This is a genomic window from Enterococcus saccharolyticus subsp. saccharolyticus (genome assembly GCF_029023825.1).
GTDB lineage: Bacteria > Bacillota > Bacilli > Lactobacillales > Enterococcaceae > Enterococcus_F > Enterococcus_F saccharolyticus.
Map to the genome: position 1 here is coordinate 1619466 of NZ_CP118957.1, position 25483 is coordinate 1644948.

Annotated in this window: 25 protein-coding genes; 3 read left to right on the forward strand and 22 right to left on the reverse strand. The window is 34.6% G+C overall.

The genetic code is table 11. The annotated features are described in order from the left end of the window. Window positions 1–31 precede the first annotated feature (31 nt). Complete coding sequence (gene trhA, locus PYW32_RS08325) at window positions 32–685, forward strand: PAQR family membrane homeostasis protein TrhA (protein ID WP_016174765.1); 654 nt, start codon at window positions 32–34, stop codon at window positions 683–685. A 34-nt stretch (window positions 686–719) separates the two neighbouring features. Here trhA and PYW32_RS08330 read toward each other — a convergent pair whose 3' ends face one another. The 13 genes from PYW32_RS08330 to PYW32_RS08390 form a co-directional block, all read right to left on the reverse strand. Then, window positions 720–1208 (reverse strand): dihydrofolate reductase, encoded by a 489-nt coding sequence (locus tag PYW32_RS08330; protein WP_016174764.1) that lies wholly within the window; start codon window positions 1206–1208, stop codon window positions 720–722. Between the two features lie 18 nt (window positions 1209–1226). Beyond that, window positions 1227–2174: a thymidylate synthase gene (locus tag PYW32_RS08335; RefSeq protein ID WP_016174763.1), complete on the reverse strand. Its 948-nt coding sequence runs from the start codon at window positions 2172–2174 to the stop codon at window positions 1227–1229. Between the two features lie 11 nt (window positions 2175–2185). Beyond that, window positions 2186–4063 (reverse strand): ABC-F family ATP-binding cassette domain-containing protein, encoded by a 1878-nt coding sequence (locus PYW32_RS08340; protein WP_016174762.1) that lies wholly within the window; start codon window positions 4061–4063, stop codon window positions 2186–2188. Between the two features lie 147 nt (window positions 4064–4210). Then, on the reverse strand, window positions 4211–6232 hold the full coding sequence (locus tag PYW32_RS08345; protein ID WP_016174761.1) for a cation:proton antiporter: 2022 nt from the start codon (window positions 6230–6232) through the stop codon (window positions 4211–4213). A gap of 270 nt (window positions 6233–6502) precedes the next feature. Further along, a complete protein-coding gene (locus tag PYW32_RS08350) occupies window positions 6503–8593 on the reverse strand; it encodes a peptidoglycan D,D-transpeptidase FtsI family protein (RefSeq protein WP_016174760.1) in 2091 nt (696 codons plus the stop codon). A 246-nt stretch (window positions 8594–8839) separates the two neighbouring features. Then, window positions 8840–9934 carry an LCP family glycopolymer transferase gene (locus PYW32_RS08355; RefSeq protein ID WP_016174759.1) on the reverse strand — a complete coding sequence of 365 codons (1095 nt, stop codon included), beginning with the start codon at window positions 9932–9934 and terminating at the stop codon, window positions 8840–8842. 135 nt (window positions 9935–10069) lie between these two features. Then, a complete protein-coding gene (locus PYW32_RS08360) occupies window positions 10070–10879 on the reverse strand; it encodes an ABC transporter permease (protein WP_016174758.1) in 810 nt (269 codons plus the stop codon). A gap of 46 nt (window positions 10880–10925) precedes the next feature. Continuing rightward, window positions 10926–11987: an ABC transporter ATP-binding protein gene (locus PYW32_RS08365; protein ID WP_016174757.1), complete on the reverse strand. Its 1062-nt coding sequence runs from the start codon at window positions 11985–11987 to the stop codon at window positions 10926–10928. 121 nt (window positions 11988–12108) lie between these two features. Then, window positions 12109–12513, reverse strand: a complete 405-nt coding sequence (gene tagD / locus PYW32_RS08370) for a glycerol-3-phosphate cytidylyltransferase (protein WP_016174756.1) — start codon at window positions 12511–12513, stop codon at window positions 12109–12111. A 106-nt stretch (window positions 12514–12619) separates the two neighbouring features. Continuing rightward, window positions 12620–12820 (reverse strand): cold-shock protein, encoded by a 201-nt coding sequence (locus PYW32_RS08375; RefSeq protein ID WP_016174755.1) that lies wholly within the window; start codon window positions 12818–12820, stop codon window positions 12620–12622. 71 nt (window positions 12821–12891) lie between these two features. Next, window positions 12892–13380: a GNAT family N-acetyltransferase gene (locus PYW32_RS08380; RefSeq protein ID WP_016174754.1), complete on the reverse strand. Its 489-nt coding sequence runs from the start codon at window positions 13378–13380 to the stop codon at window positions 12892–12894. A gap of 76 nt (window positions 13381–13456) precedes the next feature. Continuing rightward, complete coding sequence (locus tag PYW32_RS08385; RefSeq protein ID WP_016174753.1) at window positions 13457–14065, reverse strand: superoxide dismutase; 609 nt, start codon at window positions 14063–14065, stop codon at window positions 13457–13459. Window positions 14066–14150: 85 nt separating this feature from the next. Then, a complete protein-coding gene (locus PYW32_RS08390; protein WP_016174752.1) occupies window positions 14151–14579 on the reverse strand; it encodes a GtrA family protein in 429 nt (142 codons plus the stop codon). A gap of 104 nt (window positions 14580–14683) precedes the next feature. Here PYW32_RS08390 and PYW32_RS08395 point away from each other — a divergent pair, with 104 nt between their 5' ends. Together PYW32_RS08395 and PYW32_RS08400 are read left to right on the forward strand one after the other, a co-directional pair. Next, window positions 14684–15487, forward strand: coding sequence for a DUF1189 domain-containing protein (locus PYW32_RS08395; protein WP_016174751.1), 804 nt, complete (start codon window positions 14684–14686; stop codon window positions 15485–15487). A gap of 68 nt (window positions 15488–15555) precedes the next feature. After that, complete coding sequence (locus tag PYW32_RS08400) at window positions 15556–16509, forward strand: phosphoglycerate dehydrogenase (RefSeq protein ID WP_016174750.1); 954 nt, start codon at window positions 15556–15558, stop codon at window positions 16507–16509. A 25-nt stretch (window positions 16510–16534) separates the two neighbouring features. Here PYW32_RS08400 and PYW32_RS08405 read toward each other — a convergent pair whose 3' ends face one another. The 9 genes from PYW32_RS08405 to PYW32_RS08445 form a co-directional block, all read right to left on the reverse strand. Then, window positions 16535–17461, reverse strand: coding sequence for a glycosyltransferase family 2 protein (locus tag PYW32_RS08405; protein WP_016174749.1), 927 nt, complete (start codon window positions 17459–17461; stop codon window positions 16535–16537). A gap of 103 nt (window positions 17462–17564) precedes the next feature. After that, complete coding sequence (locus PYW32_RS08410; protein WP_016174748.1) at window positions 17565–17858, reverse strand: HesB/YadR/YfhF family protein; 294 nt, start codon at window positions 17856–17858, stop codon at window positions 17565–17567. An 11-nt stretch (window positions 17859–17869) separates the two neighbouring features. Beyond that, the gene (locus PYW32_RS08415) at window positions 17870–18535 is read right to left on the reverse strand and encodes a potassium channel family protein (protein ID WP_016174747.1); all 666 of its coding nucleotides are present in this window, start codon (window positions 18533–18535) and stop codon (window positions 17870–17872) included. A 72-nt stretch (window positions 18536–18607) separates the two neighbouring features. Continuing rightward, window positions 18608–19237, reverse strand: coding sequence for a response regulator transcription factor (locus tag PYW32_RS08420; protein WP_016174746.1), 630 nt, complete (start codon window positions 19235–19237; stop codon window positions 18608–18610). Next, entirely contained in the window at window positions 19237–20316 is a 1080-nt protein-coding gene (locus PYW32_RS08425; RefSeq protein ID WP_016174745.1) for a sensor histidine kinase, read from the reverse strand. Before PYW32_RS08425 ends, PYW32_RS08420 begins: the two co-directional genes overlap by 1 nt. Beyond that, window positions 20313–21044, reverse strand: a complete 732-nt coding sequence (liaF, locus tag PYW32_RS08430; RefSeq protein WP_016174744.1) for a cell wall-active antibiotics response protein LiaF — start codon at window positions 21042–21044, stop codon at window positions 20313–20315. Before liaF ends, PYW32_RS08425 begins: the two co-directional genes overlap by 4 nt. Window positions 21045–21177: 133 nt before the next feature. Further along, window positions 21178–21651 carry a transcription elongation factor GreA gene (gene greA / locus PYW32_RS08435; RefSeq protein ID WP_016174743.1) on the reverse strand — a complete coding sequence of 158 codons (474 nt, stop codon included), beginning with the start codon at window positions 21649–21651 and terminating at the stop codon, window positions 21178–21180. A 143-nt stretch (window positions 21652–21794) separates the two neighbouring features. After that, the gene (gene mltG, locus PYW32_RS08440; protein ID WP_016174742.1) at window positions 21795–23036 is read right to left on the reverse strand and encodes an endolytic transglycosylase MltG; all 1242 of its coding nucleotides are present in this window, start codon (window positions 23034–23036) and stop codon (window positions 21795–21797) included. Window positions 23037–23139: 103 nt separating this feature from the next. Beyond that, window positions 23140–25440 carry a glycosyltransferase gene (locus PYW32_RS08445; RefSeq protein ID WP_016174741.1) on the reverse strand — a complete coding sequence of 767 codons (2301 nt, stop codon included), beginning with the start codon at window positions 25438–25440 and terminating at the stop codon, window positions 23140–23142. Window positions 25441–25483: the final 43 nt, after the last annotated feature.

The window sequence follows — 25483 nt, forward strand, 5'->3', positions numbered from 1 at the left end:
CTAATTTCCAAATGAAAAGAGGAAGGCGTTTATGGAAACATCTAAATTTACTCGAAAATATCTTATCGTGAATGAGGTCTTAAATGCTATCACACACGGTGTCGGATTCGGGCTCAGTATTGCAGGTTTAGTCATCTTATTGGTCAAAGGTGCCCACTTAGGATCACCTATGTATATTGTTTCTTATGCTATTTACGGTTCCATGATGATTTTGTTATTTTTATTTTCCACACTATTTCACAGTTTAATTTTTACAAGAGCGAAAAAAGTCTTTCAAGTCTTTGACCATGCCTCTATTTTTTTATTGATTGCAGGTAGCTATACACCATTTTGTTTATTAAGCATTCGTGGATGGTTAGGCTGGACATTATTTGGGGCTATTTGGTTGTTAGCCATTAGTGGCATTGTTTATAAATCAATCACGCTTCACAAACAAGAAACAGTATCAAAAATTTCTACAATTATCTATATTATGATGGGATGGTTGTGTTTGCTCGCATTTCAACCATTGACTCATTCTTTAGGGCTTTGGGGAACCATTTTATTAGCTAGCGGTGGCGTTTCTTATACAGTGGGTGCTTTATTTTATAGCTTAAAAAATGTCCGCTTCATGCATGTAGTTTGGCATTTGTTTGTCATGTTAGGTGCCGGACTGATGTATTTTTCAGTATTGTTTTTCACATAAAAAAGCAGCAGTTCACTAAACGAACTGCTGCTTTTTACTTACGAGCAAAGGTTTGATAACGATGTGCGTATCTATTTTTTTCATCAACGATACCTTCTGTTGTTTGCACAAGTTGCCATTGTGACCAATCAATAGTAGGCATGTAGATATCTCCGTCAAATTCTTCATCAATCAGTGTACATAATAGTTCGTCACAATAAGGTAAATAGTCCTTAAAAATTAAAGCACCACCAATAATATAGACGGGATGGTTCACCTTATTTGCATAATCTAGTACTTCTTCGACAGTATGCATCACGAGAACCCCATCACTTTGATAATTTTCATCACGAGTTAAAACGATTGTTTGGCGATTTGGCAAGACACGTTTTCCCATTCCTTCAAATGTTTTTCGGCCCATTACAATGGTTTTACCAATTGTGGTTTCTTTAAAAAATTTTAAATCTGCTGGTAAATGCCATGGCAATTGATTATCTTTTCCAATTAGACCATTTTTATCTTGTGCCCAAAGAGCTACTAACATGTACGTTCCTTCTTTCCTTTACACTGCAATCGGTGCTTTAATTGTTGGATGTGGATTGTATCCTTCAAGGGTAATATCTGTCATTTCAAAATCAAAAATCGATTGTTTTTCTTGATTTAAATGTAACTTTGGCGCTGATCGCACCTCTCGAGTAAGTTGTTCTTTCATCTGTTCAAAATGATTATTATATAAATGAGCATCGCCTAATGTATGCACAAATTCACCAACAGCTAGACCTGTTTCATGCGCAATTAAATGAGTTAACAACGCATAACTTGCGATATTAAAAGGTACGCCCAAAAAGACGTCTGCACTACGTTGATACAACTGGCAACTTAATTTACCATCATTTACATAAAATTGAAACATCGTATGGCAAGGTGGTAAAGCCATCGTTGGAACATCTTCTGGGTTCCAAGCGGAAACAATCAAACGTCTTGAATCTGGTGTCGTTTTAATCATTTCCACCACATCTTGAATTTGATCGATAAACCCGCCATTAGCTGTTTCCCAATGACGCCATTGGTAACCATACACTTTTCCTAAATCGCCATATTGTTTAGCAAAAGTCTCATCTTCAACAATTTTTTGACAAAACATTGCCAATTCTTTTTGATACACCTCGTTAAATGCTTCATCGACTAAACAACGGCGACCAAAGTCAGTCATATCGGGACCTTGATAATCTGCACTTTTGACATAACGGTCAAATGCCCATTCATCCCAAATATGATTGTTGTGTTGTAGTAAATAACGAATATTGGTATCTCCCTTTAGAAACCATAAAAGTTCACTTTTGATGAGACCAAACGGCACTCGTTTTGTGGTTAATAAAGGAAAACCTTGACTCAAATCAAAACGCATTTGATGACCGAAAATGCTCTTCGTTCCAGTCCCTGTGCGATCGCCTTTCTGATTGCCTTCTTCAAGAATTTTTCTACCTAAATCAAGGTATGCTTGTTCCATTGATGTTCCTCCTACTCGTCTGCTAACTCACTCAAATATGCCCAACGTTCCATTTTTTCATCTAACAATGTTTCCGTTTCGGTGAGTGCTGTTTGCAATTCTTGTAACTTTGTAAAATTATCTCCTTGATGATTCATTTCTTCCGAATAGTGCGCCATTTTTTCCTCTAATTCGGCAATATCTTCTTCAATGGTTTCCCATTCTTTTTTCTCCATATAACTGAGTTTTTTCTTCACTTTTTGTTCAGGTTGTTTTTCTACTGGTTTACTTTTTATGGTTACTTCTTTTGGTTGTTCGACTAAATAATCATTGATTGAACCAAAATAAGTCTCAATTTTGCCCGCTCCTTGAAAGACAAGTAACTTTTCAGCAACTTTATCTAAGAAATAACGGTCATGTGACACGGTAATGACCGCACCCGGGAATGACTGCAAATAATCTTCTAGGATGGTTAATGTATCAATATCTAAATCATTCGTTGGTTCATCCAATAACAAGACATTGGGCTGACCAATTAATAATTTCAATAAATATAAGCGCCGCTTTTCTCCACCAGATAGTTTACCAATTTTAGTTCCATGCATAAAACGTGGAAATAAAAAGCGTTCCAACATCTCGGCCACGCTAATTTGTGTACCATCACTACGTTTTACTTCTTCAGCTGCTTCTTGCAGATAAGCAATCATGCGTTGTTCACTATCCATGGCTTCATTTTGTTGCGTATAATAAGCCAAACGAACCGTTTCACCGACGATTAATTCACCTTGTTCTAAAGGTAAGCGACTCGCTAGAATATTTAATAATGTCGATTTTCCTGCACCATTTTCTCCTGTAATACCTAAACGTTCTTTTGATTGAATCAACAAATTAAAGTTATCTAAAATCAATTGCTCTCCAACATGATAAACGCCCTCTTTAATTTCAAGCACTTTTTTGCCTAAGCGTTTGGTTGCAATATCAATCTCAACTTCTCCATTGGTTTTCACTTGATGAAGATTTTCTTTTAATTCGTCAAAACGATTGATCCGTGCTTGTTGTTTTGTCGTTCTCGCTTTGACACCTGCACGCATCCAAGACAATTCCTGTTTATATAATTGCTGACGTTTTTGTTCTTGTTCACTTTCAACACGCTCACGTTCAGCGCGTGCTAAGACATAGGCTTCATAATTTCCTTGGTATTCGTATAATTTCCCAAAAGACAATTCAAAAATACGATTTGTCACACGATCTAAAAAATAACGATCATGGGTAACCATTAATAATGCGCCACGGTATTGGTTCAAATATCCTTCTAACCATTGAATCGCTTCATAGTCTAAGTGGTTGGTTGGCTCATCCAATAACAACAAATCAGGTTCATCAATTAACACTTGTGCTAAACCAACTCGTTTTTGCTGACCCCCAGATAATTCACTGACACTTTTGTCTAACTGATGGATACCAAGTTTTTGCAAAATAATTTTTGCATTAGTATCTGTTAACCACGCATCTTTTTCATTCATCGCTTCTTCGGCTAAGGTGTATTCTTTTTGTGCCTTAACATCTGAACCATCTATTTCTAATTGTAATAAAGCTTGCTCATAGCGTTTGACAGTTTTTAACTGTTCACTTTCGCCTTGGAAGACAGCTTCTAAAACCGTTTGTGTCGTATCAAAAACGGTATCTTGTGACAAATAACCAATGCGATAATCACTTGGATAAAACACCTGTTGACGGTCACCATCGCCACTATCTTTACCTGACAAAATTGCTAATAAACTGGTTTTTCCAGTTCCATTTACTCCGATTAATCCAATACGATCACGCGCATGAATTAAAAAGGAAATCTGATCAAAAAGCGTTTTTTCTCCGTAAGTTTTTGTCAACTCACTGACTTTTAATTCCTTCACAGAATCCCCTCCATTTCCTTTCGTTATTGTAACATAAATCATGGAACTATGACGGCATAAATAAAAGTCAAAAAGACTCGAACGATAAATGAAAAAGCTAGGCTTTTTCTCTTATCGTTCGAATCTTTCGAATACTGCATGATATCTCTAATGCAGATTTTTACTAATCGCAAATGACTCCAATAAATTTACTTTTTGTCGATACGTATTCGCTGATAAAGAAGAAATTTTATCCTCACGTTCGTATTCATCAATTGTGCGACGCTCAAATGTATAACCGTTTAATAATTCGCGTTCATAAATTGGACTTTTTTCAATGGAAACCATCGACAATACGTTACGATGATACATCCGTTTTAACAACATTTCTCGACGACCAGCTAAAAATGATAAAACTGTTTTGCTGACATTTTCTTCTTTTGCTTCTAATCGTTGATGTATACGTAAACTATTGGCATCATAAATGTATTTCAATTCATGCACATTAATTTTAGAATTTTTCGGAAAATCATGTTCACGTTTTAGGCGCCAGAAACGTTTTGGATGTAACAAAATCCGTAACAATCGACGACCAATTAATAACCATAAACTAATAAAAGATAAAAATTTCTTTTGATTAGCAAACTCATACCGATCTAACAAACGATTATAAATAACATAACTAGTATGACTAATTTCACCTTTTTGATACATTTCATCTAATCCTTGTTGTTCAATCGTTAGCATCCATGCTTGTAATTCTTGCACTTTTTTCTGATCGGTCTCCGTCATTCCTTCTGTTGTGATTTCCCAAATACGCATCCGATACTGATCAATAACCGCTTCGATGGCGGTTTCTTCTTCTTCAGAAAGGTGGTTATTGGCTAGCTTATGTTGCATATGTTTAATCACCTTATTTAAGACTTCTAATTCTTTTAAGTCAATTGGTTTTTCATATTCACCGTCAGATAAGAGCGGTAAAATTAACATGCCCATTGTTAAACTGACGAAGATCACACACGCAGTTAAAAAGAGCAATAAAGCTCGTTGTTCAAATGCCACACCATTTACAGATAATGGCAAAATAAAGATTGCCGCCAAGCTGACCGTTCCTTTGACACCACCAAAAGTTAACAATAAAATTTCGCGGAATGTCGTCTTTTCTGTCGCCTTATATTCTTTGATTAAATAAAAACCACGTACAAATAAGAAACGAACTAAGAAAACAACCACTGTAATCAACAGAACAATCATCAACAACCAGCCATTTGAATACGTACGGTCTGTCCAAACTGGTGAAATAACTTCTGATAACTCAATTCCTAAAAATAAAAAGACGAGCGCATTTAGTGTAAAACCAATCGTACTCCAAATATTCTCAGAAACATTTGCTAGCTGTGCATCAAATAATGTGATGCGATGATGACTTTTTGATTGTAAAACACCTGCTACCACTGCCGCAATAATGCCTGATACACCAATAATTTCAGCAATTACGTAGACTACAAACGGCAATAATAGTTCAATTAACAAGTAACTAATAACATCTTTTGCCGCTGCCTGCTCAATGAAGTGAAGAATTCGGTTTTTTATCCAAACGACAACTAAACCGACTAAAGCTCCGCCAATACTAGATAAAAACAAAGTAACTGATGCATTCACAACAGAAAATGTTCCTGTTAATAATGCCGCTACTGCAAATTGAAATGCTGTTACACCTGACGCATCATTTAATAAGCCTTCACCATTTAAAATGTTGATTACTTTATCTGGCATTTTGAGTTTTTTTGACAATGAACCCACTGCAACTGCATCAGTCGGACCTAATGCCGCCCCAAATGCAAGACAAGCCGCAAGGGGAATGGTTGGGAAAAATGTGTGGAGAGTAAATCCTACTGCTAATAACGTTAAGATAACACCTCCGAAAGCTAAAAATAAAATAGTTGAAAAATTCTTAGCAATCGAAGAAATATTCGCTTCTTCGCCTTCTCTAAATAAGAGCGGCGCAATAATCATGACTAAGAAAATCTCTGGCTCAAACGTAATTTCATGCCCGTATTTCGACATCCCTAAGATAATTCCTAGAAAAATTTGGGCGAAAAAAATTGGGATTGTTGGCATCACTTTACTTAAAACGTTGGAAAAAGTAATCGTTAATGCAATGATAATCAGTAGTTCAATAAATTCCATTGTACCATCTTCTTTCCTTAAGTTTTACATCTAATTTATTATACTTTATACCTCTTGTTTTCACGAACAGAAAGAAACAATTTTTCACAAATAATCCCGAAACTAGGCTATTTGGGTATAATCTTTTTAACTCTCTCTATTTATTTAGGTACCTAACATTTATCCAAGAACTATTATAGTTCGGTACCTAACTATTTGTCAATAACTTTCGTTGTTTTCTTTCAATGACATAAAAAAGATAGACACCCGAACAAGTGTCTATCTTTTGGATTATTCTGCTAGATATAAATCATAATAAGCATCCATAATTTGACGTGTTAAGTCAAGATTGGGTGTGCCACGATTTTCTCCTTTTAATTGCGGAATGACTACAGATACAGCAATTTCAGGATCTGCATACGGTCCATACGCAACCATGTTCAAGTTGTCCACATCAATTGCTTTACCATTAACATAGATTACACGTTCAGCCGTTCCTGTTTTAGCAGCTACATCCATCTTAGCTGCCGTTAATGAGCGTGCAGTGGTATAAGGATCATTTCCATGAACGACTTGATAAAAACCTTCTTGCAGTAATTTCATATCTGATTCCGGAATATCAATTTCATTTAAAACAGTCGACGCAATTTCTTTCTTTAACTCACCTAAATTCCCATTTTGGTCATTGCCATAGATACCTGATACTAAATGTGGTTGCATACGCTTGCCACCATTCGCTACGGTTGAAACATATTGGGCAAGTTGCATGGCTGTATACGTATCAAACTGGCCAAAAGCTAAGTCTAGCACTTTCCCTGCATCATTGTTTTCATCTGATAGACTAGACACACTTGGTCGTAATCCAGTTTCTTCATTTGGTAAATCAATGCCCGTCTCTACGCCTAATCCATATGAGCCCATAGCATCACGTAGTTTTTTATAAACGTCTTCTTGGCTTGTGACACCAGGGATATACAAATCGCCCCCTTTGTAATCAATATCCATTAAACGAAGAGCAATTTGAATCATATAAGAGTTGGAAGATAATTCAAGAGCTTGAACAACATTCAAATTACGGTTGTTGTACCCTAATTTATTAAAAATAGAGGCTTTGGTACTTCCTGGCAAATAAATTGGTTGATCATAAATGACCTCATTTCCTTTAATCACACCATTTTCCCAACCCGCAGTAATCGTTGCAGCTTTCATCACAGATCCGGGTTCAAATGCTGCTTGATACGTGCCAATTGCATTTTCAGTTAATTCATTGGTTTCAATGTCATGATGATAACCCGACATAGCCATAATCCCACCCGTCTTAGGATTCATTGCTACCACATAAATTCCTGGAGAGTATTCTGCTACTTTTGTATCAATTAAATTTTGATACAGATTTTTAACCAACTCGTCTACTTTGGCTTGGAAAGCTGTATCAATTGTTAATACTAAATTATCGCCTTTTTCTCCAGGTGAAAGTTCTTTTTGACTTTCGATGGTACCATCATTACTGATTTTCACTTCTTGCTGTGATTTCACACCTTGAAGAACATCTTCATATTGCTTTTCCAAAAAGCTTGTACCAACTCGGTCGTTGAGCGCGTAACCTTTTGCTAAATATTCTTCCGCATTTTCTGCTTGTAATCCTTCTGTCGACACTCGACCAATCACACTTTTCAATGAATTGTTTGCTGTCCGTAACGATCTTGTCCAGTCTGTCCCTGTTGATACTCCAGGTAGTTCTTGGACACGTTCAGAAACCAAAGCTAATTCTTTGTCGGTGACATCTTGGTTCTTTATAAAAACTGTTTTTAATTGTTGTGCGCTATTCAAACGTTTAAATAAAGTCGCCACTTTTAATTGCTCATCATCAAATTTGATTTCATCATCGGTAACTTTTTCAACTAAAAAATCATATTCTTTTGAAGTACCTGCAAGTTTTTCCTTAGCAGTTAATCGGTCTCTTGCCTCATTTAAATGTTCTTTATCTGCTAACCAAAAATCTTTTAAATCTCGTTTGGTCAATGAATCCTCGGCTTCAATATCAATTAATTCATTTAAACGCGTCGCAATATCTAATAAATCATTGGCAGTCATTTCAATGCCACGTGTAAAAGTAATCGCCGCATTCGCTTTATTTTCGACTAAGGCTTCACCTGAAGCGTCATAAATCATTCCTCGAGGGGTACTTCCTTGAATAGTAATAACGGAAGAAGCTTTTAATTGTTGTTCAAGATGATTGCTGTTTATAATTTGTAAATGTCCTAATTGTGCAATTAAGATCACAAATAATGTAAAGATAACAAAAAATAATAAATTTAATCGAAAAGGAACATGTGATTTCCGATTGGCATTTCCAGAGAAGTTCTTTTTAAATTTCTGCATGATGACATTCCTTCCATACTCAAGCTACTGTCTTATTTTACCAAAAAAAAAAATTAAAAAAAGAGAAAAACGCGATACTTATGGAAAAACCAATATTTTTTACAAAATACCCATTTGTTTCACAGAATGTTTAAATCCTCTGTTTTTTTCTTATAAATAAGCATTTGCACGTGAAACATTACAGACTGTCCGCTCATTTGTGGACAACTAAAAAAAGCGACTCATCGCGAGCCGCTTTTAGCTTTCTTAATATGCTACTTCTATTGTTTCTTCTACATCTGTATCATTATAATAAGGTTCATCTTCAGGATCAGCAACAGAAGTATGATCGACACCATCTACAGAATCATCATAAAATTGATTGCCAATATACCCATTGTAAGAATATTGGAACTGTGAATCAATCTCAAGCGTTTTACTTGTTGGTAATTCCAACTGTTCTTTCAATATATTTTGGACATTCAATAACTCAGTGATACCTAAAATTTGATAATACACATCATTGATCATTTGTCCGTTACCTTCTAATTGATGTTGCTTAATCGTATTAAAGGCTGGATAATAGTTGGTTGCGATATCTAACATATCATTCCAAGTTAAATCAGTCTTAGAATTTTTCTCTACAGCTTTTAAAATTTCTTGATAGTTACTAACACCATCTAAACTTAATACTTTTTGAACAATTTTTGTCACAACTTCACGTTGACGACGTTGGCGACCAATGTCACCATCTGGATCATCATAACGCATACGCGCATACGCTAATCCTGTTTTCCCATCCAAGGTAATCTTCCCTGCAGGAACGTGAACTTTTTCTAAAGTAAAATCAATTTTATTATTTACTTCAATCCCACCGACTGCATCAATTAAATCACGCATGCCCTGCATGTTGATTGTGACATAATGGTCAATAGGAATATCTAATAATTTTTCTACGGCATCCATTGCAAGTTCTACACCGCCGTATGCATAAGCGTGGTTCAACTTATCAAACGTTACACCATCTAACATATCAGCCAAAATATCACGATCTAAACTAACAATTGTGGACTCTTTTTTCTCAGGGTTGACTGTTACCACCATCATACTGTCTGAACGGCCTTGGTCAGTTCGACCAAGTGCTCCTGTGTCAATCCCTAATAAAAGAATTGAAAAAGGATCTCGATCCTCAATACTTACTGCTATGTCTCGTTTTTTGGTCTTTCGATTGGCAGCTTGACTAATATTATCAATGACATCATTAATGTCATCAAACGCTCGCATGCCATAAATCGTGAATCCAATGACAATTGCAGCTAATATGCCTAAAATTCCTATAACTATTTTTTGATATAAACGCATCCTGCACCTCTTTCTAATAGAGCAACCGTTTAAATTTTGCCACAATTTAGAATTTGTATCAATATTACAATAGTTTTATTACATAAACTTAACAATTCTGAAACATAAATGAAAAGGAAATGGAACCCCATCTCCTTAAATATAATCTACAAATTTTGCACGGAATTTCATGTGTAAATGGCTGCCCAAGATGAGTAGAATCAATACCATGCCCCAGAAAATAAAGCCATACGTCGTTTTTTCCCAAAACCAAGCACGATTTAAGAAGGTATCTCTAAAGCCTTCAATAATATAATAAATGGGATTAATTCGTAAAACTTTCACTAATACAGGCGGTAAGTTTCTATTTTGAATATCCCAAATTGGTCCAGAAACATAAAATAGTAAACGTAACACCGATTGTAAGAAAATATGATAGTCACGAATTAAAACTGTAATCGTTGCATTTAATAAACCAAAGGCAAATAAAAAGACAAACATACAGAAAAAGTAATAAATGTATTGTAACCAATACAATGACGGTGTTCCTCCAAAACCTAAAACCGTCACAATTACGATAGCCAGCATTGGAAAATACGACGACAAATTACTTACAATATTAATTGTTGGCAAGACACTCACTGGAAACTTCATTTTAGCCACCATACCGACTTGGCGATGGATACTATTTGAAGCACCTAAAATGGATGAATTGACATAAAACCATACGGTGATCCCAATTAACATCCAGACAATAAATGGGACGCCGGAAATTTCTCTTCCTTGGTTAACACCTACACCGAACACCAGATAATAAATACCAATTTGAATCACAGGATTCAAAATTTGCCATGCTAGACCCAAATAATGGCTTTGATAAGTCGCTTTGTCTTCATAGCGAGACATACGAAAAATCATGCCCATATGTTGGAACTGTTCTTTAATAACAGCGACAATTTCTTTCACAAAACTCTTCCTTTTCTATCTAAATTGAGTAATCAATTTATTTCTATTATTTAAAAATACTGGTTATAACCTCTATAGGATGTCCGATTGAATAACTCAATGAACGTTCGCTAAATGATACCAGGGTACAAAACATCGTTGCTAGAATTGTTCCAGTCAATAACAGCTTTGTTCCTACGGTCATTTTCTCTCCTAAAGGTGTACGTTTTAAATTTTTATCGATAATTTTTGCAGAAAGTTGCTGCGATTTTAATTCGGCATCACCTTGTGCCACACGTTGAGTTAACTCTTCCAAGTCAAAGGCTTTCTGGGCTTCTTTTTGATCATCTTGATATTTCTTTTGTTCTGCTTTGGGTTGTTTTTTAAACCAATCGATAAATTGACGATATTCTTTCATCACTTCATTGGTTGGTCCAAACATGCGTAAATCACCATAATGCATCCAAATAGTTTTGTCACATAATTTTTCAACTTGCCCTAACGCATGGCTTACAAAGAAAATTGTTTTGCCTTGCTCTTTAAATTCCATAATTTTATCAACACATTTTTGATAAAAGGTTTCGTCTCCTACAGACAATGCTTCATCAATAACTAAAATGTCAGGGTTATTATGAACAGCAATCGCAAACCCTAAACGAGAACGCATCCCACTAGAATAACTTTTAACTGGTTGATTGATAAAATCACCTAAATCCGCAAAAGCGATGATGTCATCTAGCTTCTCATCAATTTCTTTATTAGTCATTCCTGACATTAAGGCTTTCAAACGAATATTTTCCATTCCTGTTAATTGAAATTTCAATCCAGCACCAATCGAAATAATCGATGTTTCACCATTCACTTCCATGGTTCCAGATGTCGGTGGAATAATCCCACTAATCACGTTAGATAACGTTGATTTACCAGAACCATTAATTCCGATAATCCCGACAGATTCGCCTGCTTTTACTTCAAAATTTACCCCTTTTAATGCCCAAAAGCGAGGAACATTTCGGTGATAAAATTTAAACAGCGCTTTTATTTTATCTGATTTTTTCTTATACAGATCGTACTCTTTAGTTACGAGAGTACTTCTTACTTTGATTTCATTATTTTTCAATTTATTCATCCATCCTCAAAAACTCTTCTAAACAATAAAAAATCATAGTTATCATACCACATTTTTTTACGAAGGAACATTTATCCTTTAGAAAGTAAAGGAAACATTAAAAAAGTCGAGGAGTCTCGACTTAGTTTTCATTTAATTTTAAATCTTTTTTGATTTGTGTTGTTGAAATTTCTGGTGTACGAGCTAAATAAATGACTTCTGCCTCTGTTTGTTCTTGGATAAAGTCAAATTCACCTGCCCAATCATCGCCCATCACAAAGGTATCGATATGATATTCTTTAATATCTGAAACTTTTTGCTCCCAACTATTTTCAGGAATCACCAAATCTACATAACGAATGGCTTCTAATAATTGTTTTCTTTTTTCAAAAGAAAAATAGCATTTCTTTTGTTTTTTATCCCAATTAAATTCATCTGTCGACAAAGCAACAACTAAATAATCACCTTGTTCTTTTGCACGACGCAATAAGTTTATATGACCATAATGCAACAAATCAAATGTTCCATACGTAATTATTCGTTTCATAATTAAAACCTCATTTATTATTTAATATAATTGAAGATAACAAAAAAACGCTAAAATAGCAACAAAAGAAAAACCACAAAGAGCGTTCTTTGTGGTTCAGTTCTGATTAAAGTTTTGTTACTTCTGCCGCTTGAGGACCGCGAGAACCTTCAACAATTGTAAATTCTACTTCTTGTCCTTCTTCAAGTGCTTTAAAACCATCACCTTGAATTGCTGAAAAATGAACGAACACGTCGTTGCCATTATCCGCAGTAATAAAGCCAAAACCTTTTTCATTGTTAAACCATTTCACTGTTCCATGTTCCATATAAATGATGCCTCCAAAATAGTAAAATAACGAATATTTTCGTCACAAATATTATAACAAAAATGAAAACGTTAGCAACAGTTTTTTTCAAAAAGATAATCTATCATCAAAAATCCTTGACCAATATCTGCAATATCCTCTTTGATTAATTTAAATCCACGATGTTGATAAACAGCAATTGCCTGGCTATTTTTCTGATTCACTCGCAAGCGCTGTTTTAATTTCAATTCTTGGCTTAATTGATCGTACCAATCAAAAACTTCTCGCATAAGTCCTTGGCCACGATATGCTTGATGAATATAAATTTTACTTAAATACAAATAGTCTGGTTTCACTTCATATGCCGTATAGCCGACACATGTATTTTCTAAAAATAACAGATAATACTGCGTTCCTTGTTGCATCTCTTGGCGAATATTTTCAGGCCCCTGATAAGTTTCTAGCATATAAGCCACTTGTGAACTACCAATAATTGGCGTGTACACTTCTTGCCAAATTTCAGTAATAATTGGATGAATAGTTTTAATATCTGCTTCAGTTACTTTTCTACGTTCTAACACGTTCTCTCTCCTTACAATAACACTCAATCAAAAAAAGCAGATAGAATAATTCTACCTGCTCGAACGATTTCAACAATTATTTTGCTGCGTTGTATAATTCGTTTGCTTTTTCCCAGTTCACTAAGTTCCAGAAAGCATCAATATAGTCTGGACGAACATTTTTGTAGTTTAAGTAATACGCGTGTTCCCAAACGTCTAAACCAACAATTGGTGTACGACCATCCATTAATGGAGAATCTTGATTTGGTGTAGAAGTCACTTCTAATAACCCATTATTTAAAGCTAACCAAGCCCAACCAGAACCAAATCGGCTAGTCGCTGCTGCTTTAAATTCTGCTTTGAATGCATCAAAGCTACCAAATTTTTCGTCAATCGCTGCTTTTAGCTCGCCTACAGGTTCGCCACCAGCGTTTGGTGCCATAATTTCCCAAAAGAATGTATGGTTTGCATGTCCACCACCATTGTTGCGTACGGCTGTGCGAATATCTTCAGGAACTGCTGCTAAATCAGAAATTAAATCTTCTACAGATTTTTCGCCTAATTCAGGATATTTTTCAACTGCTGCATTTAAGTTTGTCACATAAGTGTTATGGTGTTTGTCATGATGTAAATGCATTGTTTCAACATCAATGTGTGGTTCCAAAGCATCGTAAGCATATGGTAAATCTGGTAATGTGTAAGTCATAGAATAATTCCTCCTAAATAGTTATTTACATTGTAAGATTATCAGAGAAAGCGATTTTCTTCAAAAAATATGCTTAGTTTTTTTCTCATTTACGTGTGAAAATTAAAAACTTACTGAAAACATAATTTGCAACAACTACTAGGACTTGCGTAAAGATTTTTGCGACGATATCTCCAGTATGAATGAGTTCAATTAACACATACATACTTCCCATGTCCATCACTAATGATAACAAACGATAAAAAACAAACTTTGAAAATTCCATGACCCATTCTATGCTTGTTTCTGTTTTAGAATGAAAAACCCAACGTTTATTCGTGACAAAAGCAAATAAAATCGAAACAACCCATGAAACAACCGTAGCGACCATATAATGCCAACCAAATACATCTAAACAAGTAAAATGAACAGCAATATTAACAATTGTTGTTAAGACACCAAAAAAAAGATAAATAAAAACTTCCCATAATTTTCTTTCTTCTAATCGTTGTTTCCATTTCACTAAAAAATTCATAACTTCTTCTCCTTATTTGCTTTTTTATTATTTTGTTTCTATTTATCTTCTGATACAATAGACTTTAGTATTTTAAACTATTCATGTTATGAAGGGATTGTATCATGTCATTAATTCAACTTGCAAAACACTCTTTTTTTAATTTCCCTCAATTAAAAGAGGCTCGAAAAGTCGGCTTAGGGAAAATTATCTTTTACATCTTTTTATTAAGTGCACTATCTGCGATTCCAATTACCTTTCAAGTCCTACAAATTTTTAAGGACATTCAAACTGATGGGCAAGAAATCGCCAATCAAATTCCTGATTTTACCATTGAAGATGGAAAACTAAAAACTGAAAATGCTGAAAAAGGGTTTATTTACCAAACCAACTCCATTATTTTTACTTTTGATCCTGAAGGTCGCCGAACACCAGAAGATGTTTCAAAAGATATGGTCGGCAACTTTTTAAGCGTTGGTTTACTTTCAGAAGAATTGATTGTCACCTTGCCCTCAACTGACGCCACTAGTTCTATTTTAGGTGGAAACAAGTTAGAACTACTTTATACAGATCTGACTAATCCTCAACTGCTTAACGGAAAAATGCTACGAGATATGTTAGAAAATCATCAAACACCTTGGTGGGTCTTTGTCATTATCTTTGCAGTTGCCTTGTATCCATCATTTTTGAGTTTGATTACTTCTATTTTGATTGCAACTTTATTTGGCAATATTTATTGTCGTTTCCGTCAAGTCCGTTATTCTTTTATCGATAACTTAAAAATTGCCACACTTTGCGTCACCTTGCCGGTTGTCGTCGCAACACTGGTTCATGCACTAACGTATACCTTTGATAGTAGCACCTTTATTTTATTAAGTACCTTATTCATTTTCACACGTGCTGTGCGTCCAGAAAAAAATATTACCTGACATTTCCATTTTGGGAATGTCTTTTTTTATAAAAGTTTGCTAGACTGAAAGAAAAGGAGGTATCATTTATGATTAAATATATTTTATCTACACGCTCATTTCGCGAAGAATTTATTCGTCAAATGCGGGAAATTTCGACTGACTATCAATTTATCACTACCGAAGAGATTCAGTCTTCCTTTGAATGGAACAAAGTAGAAATCACCCTTGGATGGTCGAAAGATTGGGCAGATAAATTACTTGTTCCTTCCACTTCATTAAAGTGGGTACAGGCTATTTCTGCAGGGGTCGACACCTTACCTTTAAATGAATTTGCAAAATATCAGATTAAATTATCTAATGCAAGTGGAATCCATGCACAATCAATTACAGATCATATCTTAGCCATTTTATTTATGCAAAGTCGGGGGATTTTTGAAGCAATTAATAGCCAGCAACAAGCCCATTGGCAACAAGATGTGACCATTAATAATCTACAAGATTTACGTATTTTGATTGTCGGCACTGGAAAAATCGGACAACGCTTGGCAAAATGCTTAGAATTTCTTCAATGTCACCCTATTGGTATTAACACTAATGGTCGAGCAATTGAGCATTTTCATGAAACATATTCGATTGTGGAATTGGCACCTCAAACGCAAAAAGCAGATGTCATTATCAATATTCTACCATTAACCGAAGATACCCATCATCTATACGACGACGATTTCTTTGCAACAATGAAAAAGTCAGCTACTTTTATTAATGTTGGTCGTGGTGCAAGTGTGGATACTACGGCCCTTTATCAAGCATTACTTGATCATTCGATCCATTTTGCCGCACTCGATGTTTTTGAAGAAGAACCTTTACCAAAGGAACATCCTTTATGGACCTTAGACAATGTACTAATTACGCCACATATCTCTGGATATACTCCGCATTTTCAAAAGGCGTTTATGCGAATTTTTATCGAAAATTTCAAGTCATTCGCTACGACAGGTCATCTCACTAAAAATGCCGTGAATATTCAATCTGGATATTAAAAAGAAGATGGTGCAAACCATCTTCTTATTTTTCTTCGGTTTCTTTGACAATGTAAATCGGACGTTTTTTAGTTTCTAAGAATATTTTCCCAATATACTTCCCAATAATCCCGATACATAACAGTTGAATACCACTTACAAATAAAATAATGGATACTAACGATGGCCATCCTTCTGTATGATCACCAAAAATTAATGCCCGAAACACAATAAATAGCAACGCAATTCCAGCTCCGATACACGAAATTGCACCGATGACTGAAGCAATTGTTAATGGTGCGTCTGAAAAATTAACAATACCATCTATTGAATATTTAAATAAGCTCCAAAAAGACCACGATGTTTCTCCAGCTACACGCTCACGGTTTTCATAAGATAGATATTCGGTTTTGAAGCCTACCCAACTAAAGATACCTTTTGAAAAACGATTGTATTCTGTCACTTCTAAAATAGCATCTACCATTTGTCTAGTCATCAAACGAAAATCACGTGCGCCGTCTACCATTTCAGTGTCACCAAATTTATTCACTAATTTGTAAAACATTTTAGCAAAAAAACTACGAATTGGTGGTTCGCCTTGACGATCAGCACGTCTAGTACCCACACAATCAATATCTGATTCCTCAATCATTTGAATCATTTGGGGTAATAGTTCTGGAGGGTCTTGCAAATCAGCATCCATGACAGTAATTAAGTCACCTTTTGCCGCTTGTAATCCAGCATATAACCCTGCTTCTTTCCCAAAATTCTTTGAAAAAGAAATATATCTCACCTTATCAGGCATTTGTTTGTGGAGATTTCGCAACACTTGTAATGTTTGATCTTTCGATCCATCATTCACAAAAATATATTCCAATTTATGTTCGATATTCACAGCTACTTTTTCTACTTCGTTAATAAATAGGGGAAGAGATTCTTCCTCATTATAACAAGGGACTATAATTGATAACATGTCTGTTTCGACCTCCTAATTCTCAAAAATTATAGCACATTTTTTAGAAAGGTAGAAAAAAAAGCCAAATTCTAAGATTAATTTAGCTTTTCACATTCAATTATTATAACTCTGTAAATAAATATTTTGGTTCGTTTAATTTTTCATCATAGTCAACAGTCATTTCTACCCCTTTAAAGAACCAATCATCACTTTCTTCAGCAAAAAACAAAATGCCATCAACAGTTTCTTCAAAAAGTGGATGTTCTGGACGATCAACTGACATCCCTACTGAAAATCCATCATGAACTTGAGTATTTCCATAAATTTTTCCAAAGAAGCGAATACCTGTTCCTGGTTGTAAGACCACTTCTTTTTTAAACCATGCTAATGCTGTATCTGTAATTATCATTTTCATTTGCTGCACTCCTAGTCATTTAATTTATCGTCAAGTAAATCTACTTCATCTGTATTTCCAATGACAAGTAAATTATCATTTTCGCGTACGATTTCGCTTGCGGAAGGTGAAACAACAACTTTACCATTCCCTCGACGAATAGCGACAACCGTTAAACCAAATTTCTGACGAAAATTCAATTCTAGCAATGTTCTATTGAAGAAACGTTCATTGTTTACACGAATTTCAGCCAATGAAAATTCATCCGAAAGTTCAATGAAATCTAAAATATTTTTAGATACCAAATTATGAGCAATACGAATGCCCATATCTCTTTCAGGATGGACAACACGATCCGCACCAATTTTTTCTAACACACGTGCATGATACTCATTTTGTGCTTTAGCCAAAACATTAGGTACGCCCATTTCTTTTACCATTAAAGTTACCAAAATGCTCGCTTGAATATCCTCACCAATGGCAACAATGACATGGTCAAAATTTCGAATACCTAATGAACGTAAAGTCATTTCATCTTGCGCATTTCCGACAACGGCATGCGTAGCAATATTCATATATTCATTGACACGATCTTCATTACTATCAATTGCTAAAACCTCTTGTCCTGATTCTATCAAAGTTCGGCAAATACTCCCACCGAAACGACCTAAGCCAATAATGGCATAATTTTGTCTCATTCTTTTCGCTCCTTTAAGCAAGGTTTATCTACAAATTATAACAAATGTTTGATTTATTTCTATCAGAAACGATTATTTTACTAACTTATGCTTAAATGCATAAATAGCAGCTTGTGTACGATCTTCTACTTCAAGTTTTGATAAAATATTCGAAACGTGGGTCTTAACTGTTTTCAAAGTAATAAATAATTCATCTGCGATTTCTTGATTACTTTTCCCTTGTGAAATCAACATCAAGACTTCACGTTCACGATTCGTTAATTCTTCATGCAATTGCATCGTTTTATTGGTCATGCGATTGACCATTTTAGTCGTCACTTCGGGTTCTAACACACGTTCTCCGCGTTGTGTGGCACGAATAGCATCGGCAATTTCATGAGCAGTTGACGTTTTTAACATATAACCTGCCGCACCCGCCTCAATCGCTGGATATACTTTTTCATCATCAATAAAACTGGTTACGATAATAATTTTAGCTTCCGGCCAGTCTTTTAAAATCGCTTTTGTCGATTCAATCCCGTCCATTTCATCCATAACTAAGTCCATCAATATGACATCTGGACGTAACTCTAACGCTTTTTCATACCCTATTATGCCGTTCTCCGCTTCGCCAACTACCTCAATATCATCTTGAATCAGTAAATACGAAGAAACACCTAAACGAACCATTTCATGATCATCGACCAACAATACTCGTATCATTAACTAACAACCTCCTTCAACAAAGGAATTTTAATTTCTACACTTGTTCCTTGATTTTTAAAACTAATAATTTTTAATGTACCACCTACACCAGTAATTCGCTCACGGATGTTCATTAAACCATAACTTCCTGCTTTTTGCTGTTGTTTTTCTGGATCAAAACCAACCCCATCATCAATAACGCGCAACAAAATATTTTGATCAATTAAATTCAGATACACTTCTAATTCTTCTGCTTTTGCGTGGCGTAATGTATTAGATAACAGCTCTTGAACAACACGAAACAGTTGGTCTTCAATGCTATTAGGCATCACTAAATCTTCAATCTCCCATTTTAAAGAAATTTTGATTTTCGTTTGCAATTCTCGCAACAATTGTTCAATGCCCTGTTTTAAACTCTTACCTTCTAACGTAACTGGTCGCAGATGTAGCAGTAATGCACGCATTTCTGACTGTGAAGCATTAATAATATCTGAAACCATTGCTAATTGTTTGCGCTGCACTTCTGGTGCATCTGTTTTAATAGCTTGTTCATTTAATGCTGACATCATCATCATTGCAGCAAATAGCTGTTGTGAAACCGAATCATGGAGTTCTCTTGCTAAACGATGACGTTCATTTTCTAAAATCTCTTCTTTCGTTTGTCCATCAACCACTTGAGGACGTGCATTTAAAATTTGCAACTCACTCGACATCTCTTTTAGTTTTTCTTTGATTTGATGAATGTCATTGTCCATATTAAATAATTCTTTATTTGAAGCAGATAATGGCATATTCTCATTCAATGTTTTACTTTCTAAGTTACCATTTGCTAATAAGCGCATTTTTTCTTCAATTGGTGCCAGTAATCTTTTTTGGGTAAATGATAGTAACACAAAAATAGAGATACCTACTACAATCGCAATGGCTAATAAATAAAAAATCATGGGGATAAATAATACTTTAACTTGAAATAATTGCAACCACCAGTTTTTTTGACCAGTGGCAAATAAATAGGTAAATAAAACAAAAACTAAGATGAGTAAGGTCGCAATGCCACTATACAATGCGAGCATACTTCGTGAGGTTTTAGCAATCATACACGAATCACCTCTAAATCTCCCACTAAGGTGTTAGATACAATTTTTAAACGTCGTGGACTAGTACTATAATCACTACTTACAACAGTTAATACTTCATTTCGCAATTCCGTTTCTTTTTCTTCAAAAGTCACTGAACCAACAAATGCCGCATGTTCTAGTTGAACACCAATCCCGGTTGGAATCAAAATTCGTGTCCGACCAAACCCTTTTCTTACTAATACAATATTATCATTTTTTGGCAAGATTGTATTCCCTAAATCAATGATTGTATCGCCGGATAAAATACTGAGATTAATATCGTCCCATTCATATACTTGATTGCCAATACGTTCGTTGCCAAACCATTGTTGTTTTTTCTTTTTGCCGTCGTGGTTTTGTGGTTCATCTGTTTCCACCATGATGATTTGTTTTTTGCGCCAAAAAGAATGTTTTGAAAAATCAATTCCTGAAATTTCTACTCCTTTTAGTCCAATAAAAAGAATCGCAAAAACAATCATTAACCATAAAGCTGGGCTATTTAATAAACTAACTAGAATCATCAAACAACCGACAATTAATTGAAAATTCTTTGTACGTAAATGTTTTTTACGTTTCATTGCTAAATAAACATTTAACATTCCAATGCCCAATAAAATTAATAACGGTGTATTATTAATAATTTGCCACACAGCAAGTAAAAACAATAATGCTTCTACGACAAAAAAGAACCGCCATGGACTATTCATAGAATTTCCTCCTCTACTCCAATTTCTCTGCTTATCATACTCGTTTTTATCACAAACTACATCCGTCGTGAGGCTGAAAATAACAAATAAATAGGAATAAACCCTTATGGTCTATTCCTATTATCAGTGCTACTTATTTTACATCCACGATTTTAACTAACATGTCTCCACCAGGTGTTGAGATAGTTACTTCATCATTAATTTTTTTACCAATTAAAGCTTGCGCAATCGGTGAATCATTTGAAATCTTACCAGAGAATGGATCTGCTTCGGCACTACCGACAATTGTATATTCTTCTTCCTCTTCGTCTGGTAATTCTTTAAAGACAACTGTTTTACCGATGGATACTTCATCTTGATCTACGCCATCATTATCAATGATTTGTGCAAAACGAATCATTGTTTCTAACGTAGTAATACGACCTTCTACAAAAGCTTGTTCATCTTTTGCAGATTCGTATTCAGAGTTCTCAGATAAATCACCGAAACTACGAGCAACTTTGATACGTTCAATAATTTCGCCACGTTTCACAGTTTTTAGTTCTTCTAACTCTTGTTCTAACTTCTCTTTTCCTTCTATCGTCATTGGATATACTTTTTCTACCATAATAAAATCTCCTTTTACATCTCATCATTTCGCATCTCTAGAATAAACCTAGGTGTAATAAAATGGTAATCTTTTGTATAGAATCCACAAAAGATTACCACGCTTTTCAATAATTGTAAACCACTTTCTTTTAGAAAATAAGTTTAATCCGTTTTATTTGTTTTATTCACGTATTCATCAACTAATTTATTATGTTCATCTAAGTTTTCTGCATAATAAACTTTACCAGTCTCTAAATCAGCAACAAAATAATAATAATTATTTGGTGTTGGTTCTAACACTGCTTTAATTGCTTGCTCACTTGGATTATCAAATGGGCCTGGTCCATATCCTGTGTTTTTATATAAGTTATACGGTGAATCGACTTCTAAGTCTTCATAAAGAACCATCTCTTTATGCACACCTAACGCATACAAAATAGAAATATCTGATTGCAGTGGCATCCCTACTTCTAAACGATTGAAGAATACTTGTGCAATCTTCTTACGATCGTCTTCTGTAACGCCCTCTTTTTCAACTAACGACGCAATTGTTAACACTTCATGGACGTTCAATCCAGCATTTTCAATTTGTTCGTAATATTCAGCTAGCACATTATTGGTTGCTGAAACCATTTCAGTCACTAGTGTTTCAAGAGACGTACCTTTGTAAAAATCATATGTCGCTGGGAACAGATACCCTTCTAGACGATAACGAACGCCTTCAGATTTACTTGCATCTGTTAATAAATCTGGGAATTGTTCCAATAATTCATCAAAGAATTTTTCGTCTTTCATTAAAGCAATAAAATCTTTCTTCTTCAATCCAGTATGTTTTTCAATCGTATCGCCAATTTGGTCAATATCGTAACCTTCTGGAATTGTTAAACGTGCATCTGCTTGATCTGCCGCCAATCCACCATTTTGCAATAATTCGCCAATTTCATCTAATGTCATATCTGGTGATAATTGATATTTTCCAGCTTGAAAACCAGTTAAATTATTAAATTTTGTATAGTAATTAAACACCATACCACTTTTAATCACTTTTTCATCTTCTAAAATTTGACCAATCATTTTGTTGGATGAGCCACTTGGGATATCTACAACAACTTTTTTCGAATTGTCTGGGTCTAAGGGTTTGATGCTAGATGCTACATATCGATACGTAGAAAAGCCAAACACCCCACCAACAATTACTAATGCTAGCACGACAATAGCTACAATTCGTGTAACTATCTTGTCTTCTTTTCGACGTTGAGATTTTCGTAAATTCTCTTCTTTTCGATCCACTACATCTGCCTTCTTCCCATCTGGATTTGAAGAATGAAACGTTTCTTCTGCTTTATTATTTTTGTTATTTTCTCCAAGGAATTCCGATTCATTCGAGTGTTGTTCTCGTTTCAAAACAACGCCTCCTTACTTTCTGTTTCTAACTTGTATCATTATACACGAAAGTAAGGAGAAGGGGAATGATTTTGAAAAATGATTTGCACTATAGTACAATTTTTTAATTGTTTCTAAATAAACTTTCCCAAACTTTCATTGATTTCTTTTCTTTTTCCTCAAAATCAAACGACACAACCTTACTACCTTCTATCAAATATTTCTGCATGCCTTTTAGTAATCCGTCAGTTGAATTCTCTACAATAATCGCTTTTTCTCTATCTCCTAAAACATCTAATGTTTCTGGAATATTCGTCATAATAACTGGAGTTTTTACAGCTAAAGCTTCAAAAACCACCATTCCTAACCCCTCATATCTACTACTGAAAACAAATGCATTCGCTTTTTTCACTAAATTATATGGTTGAACCAAGTTTTCTAAAAGATATATTTGTTTTTTGACAGAGCTACTATTGATTTGTTCGGTTATCGCCTCTTTTTCAGGACCATATGAACAAATTAATACTAAACGTGTGTGAGGATTATTGAGCTGTTCAAAAGCTGAAATCAAACGATCATAGCCTTTTTGTTTTGAAAATCGACCAACACTCACAAAAACGGTTATCTCTGAATGATTGAAATCCTGCAACAATTCGTTAGGGATTGTTTGATCCAATGGTTTTTGTGCTATTTTTTGTATCAACGATGGATTTATTAAAACTTCCATCACTAGGGTATTCGCAGTTGGAGTAAGCGATAAAATCTTTGTTTCAATCGGTCGAGAGACACAAACAACATGGTCAGCTTGTTTATATGCTTCAAAAATAATCTTGGGCTTTAAGCTTGGATTAATTTTAAATTCTTTTTCCATATCCGTATGAACAAAAATAGTGGTCTTAATCCCTAATTTTTTCAGCGCCCATACCCATACAGCATATGAACGATCATAGCCTGGATAATGGATAAAATGTGTCACTTGTAAATTAGGAAAAGTTCGTTCAAAATCTCTCCGATACATACAAGCAACGCTTTCTTTATTTGCTGGTAATTGCTGCATATATAACGATGTATGCAGCATTTCAGCCAATGTGCACTGAACTTTTCCTGTCTGAATAAAGGTGTACATCTCTTTTGGTAAATTTTGAATTTTATATTCTAATTCAGATGGAATCATTCCCTCTTGCCAAATTAAAATATAATTACGCAAGGATAAATCTGCTTCATCTAAAATATTTAACAAAGAAGAAGTTATCCCATTATCATTTAGTTGATATGCATAAATCAACACATTTTCTCGTCCATTCCAATTTGAATACGCATAGATAGATGGGTGCAACTTATTTTGAAATAAATAATCTAAAACAATTTTTGTTCCTTCTTTATCATCTAAAGAGGTATAGTTTTTATGAACTATTTCATAATTTGTCACAGACTGGTTTTCAAGTAGAGACGCCAATTTTTCGGCATTCGTTACCTTTGTAAACGGCAACTCATCTAACGAAAGATACATTCCTCTTTCCTTTAGATATTCCTTTTCATCAAATGTCCATAAAATAATTGGGCGATTTGTAATTGCAAAATCAAACATAATAGACGAATAATCGGTAATTAATTTCTCGACAGTTTGTAAAAAATCATATAGTTCTTCATTTTCGGGATAAAGCTTCAAATGACAGTAATTTTGCTCTGAAAAATTTAATAAAGACGCTTCATATGGATGTAGTTTGACATATACCTCCGTATTTTCCGATAATAATTGGTCTAATTTTGCAAGTTCTTGTAACATTTTCTGTGAGACATGAATGTTCGAAACATCTTTGCCTCGCCACGTTGGCATGTAAAGATATCGTCCTTTCACAACACGATTTTCAAATAAGGAACTATTTCGAGGTGATGGGGCAACAACAATTTGGTTGTGCGTAATATCTTTAATTCCAAAATCTGCTATTAATTTTTCTTTAGTAAAATCATTACTGACAAAAATTTTATCGGCAGCTGCTAAATTTCTTTGAATATTTCCATATCCTTGTAGCTGTGTCGATTTACCTAAATACTTCAAGGGTGTCCCATGCCAAAAAATAAAGTATTTTTGCTCGGATCTTTTGTGGAAAAACTCCCAAAAAGAGGTGTCATTTATCAAATATTCACAAGTAGCCAACAAACGTAAATATTCCGCACTCATGTGTTCAACGATTTTGCCCGTAAAACACTCTGGTGATATTCTATTTTTTCTTAAGACAAGATATATTTTATATTCTGGATAATCAAGCATTAATTGTTTAGCTAAAGAATAAATATGTCCTGATAGTTCACGACCATGTGTACTTTCCAATAATATCGTCTTCTTTAAAATTGGTTTGCTACGGCTATGTAGATAACGCAATTCATTTGGAGACATAAGATTTTTTTTAAGTTGATTGATCATTGTCAGTTCTCCTTCAAAAAAAGAGTAGAATCTTAGATAGATT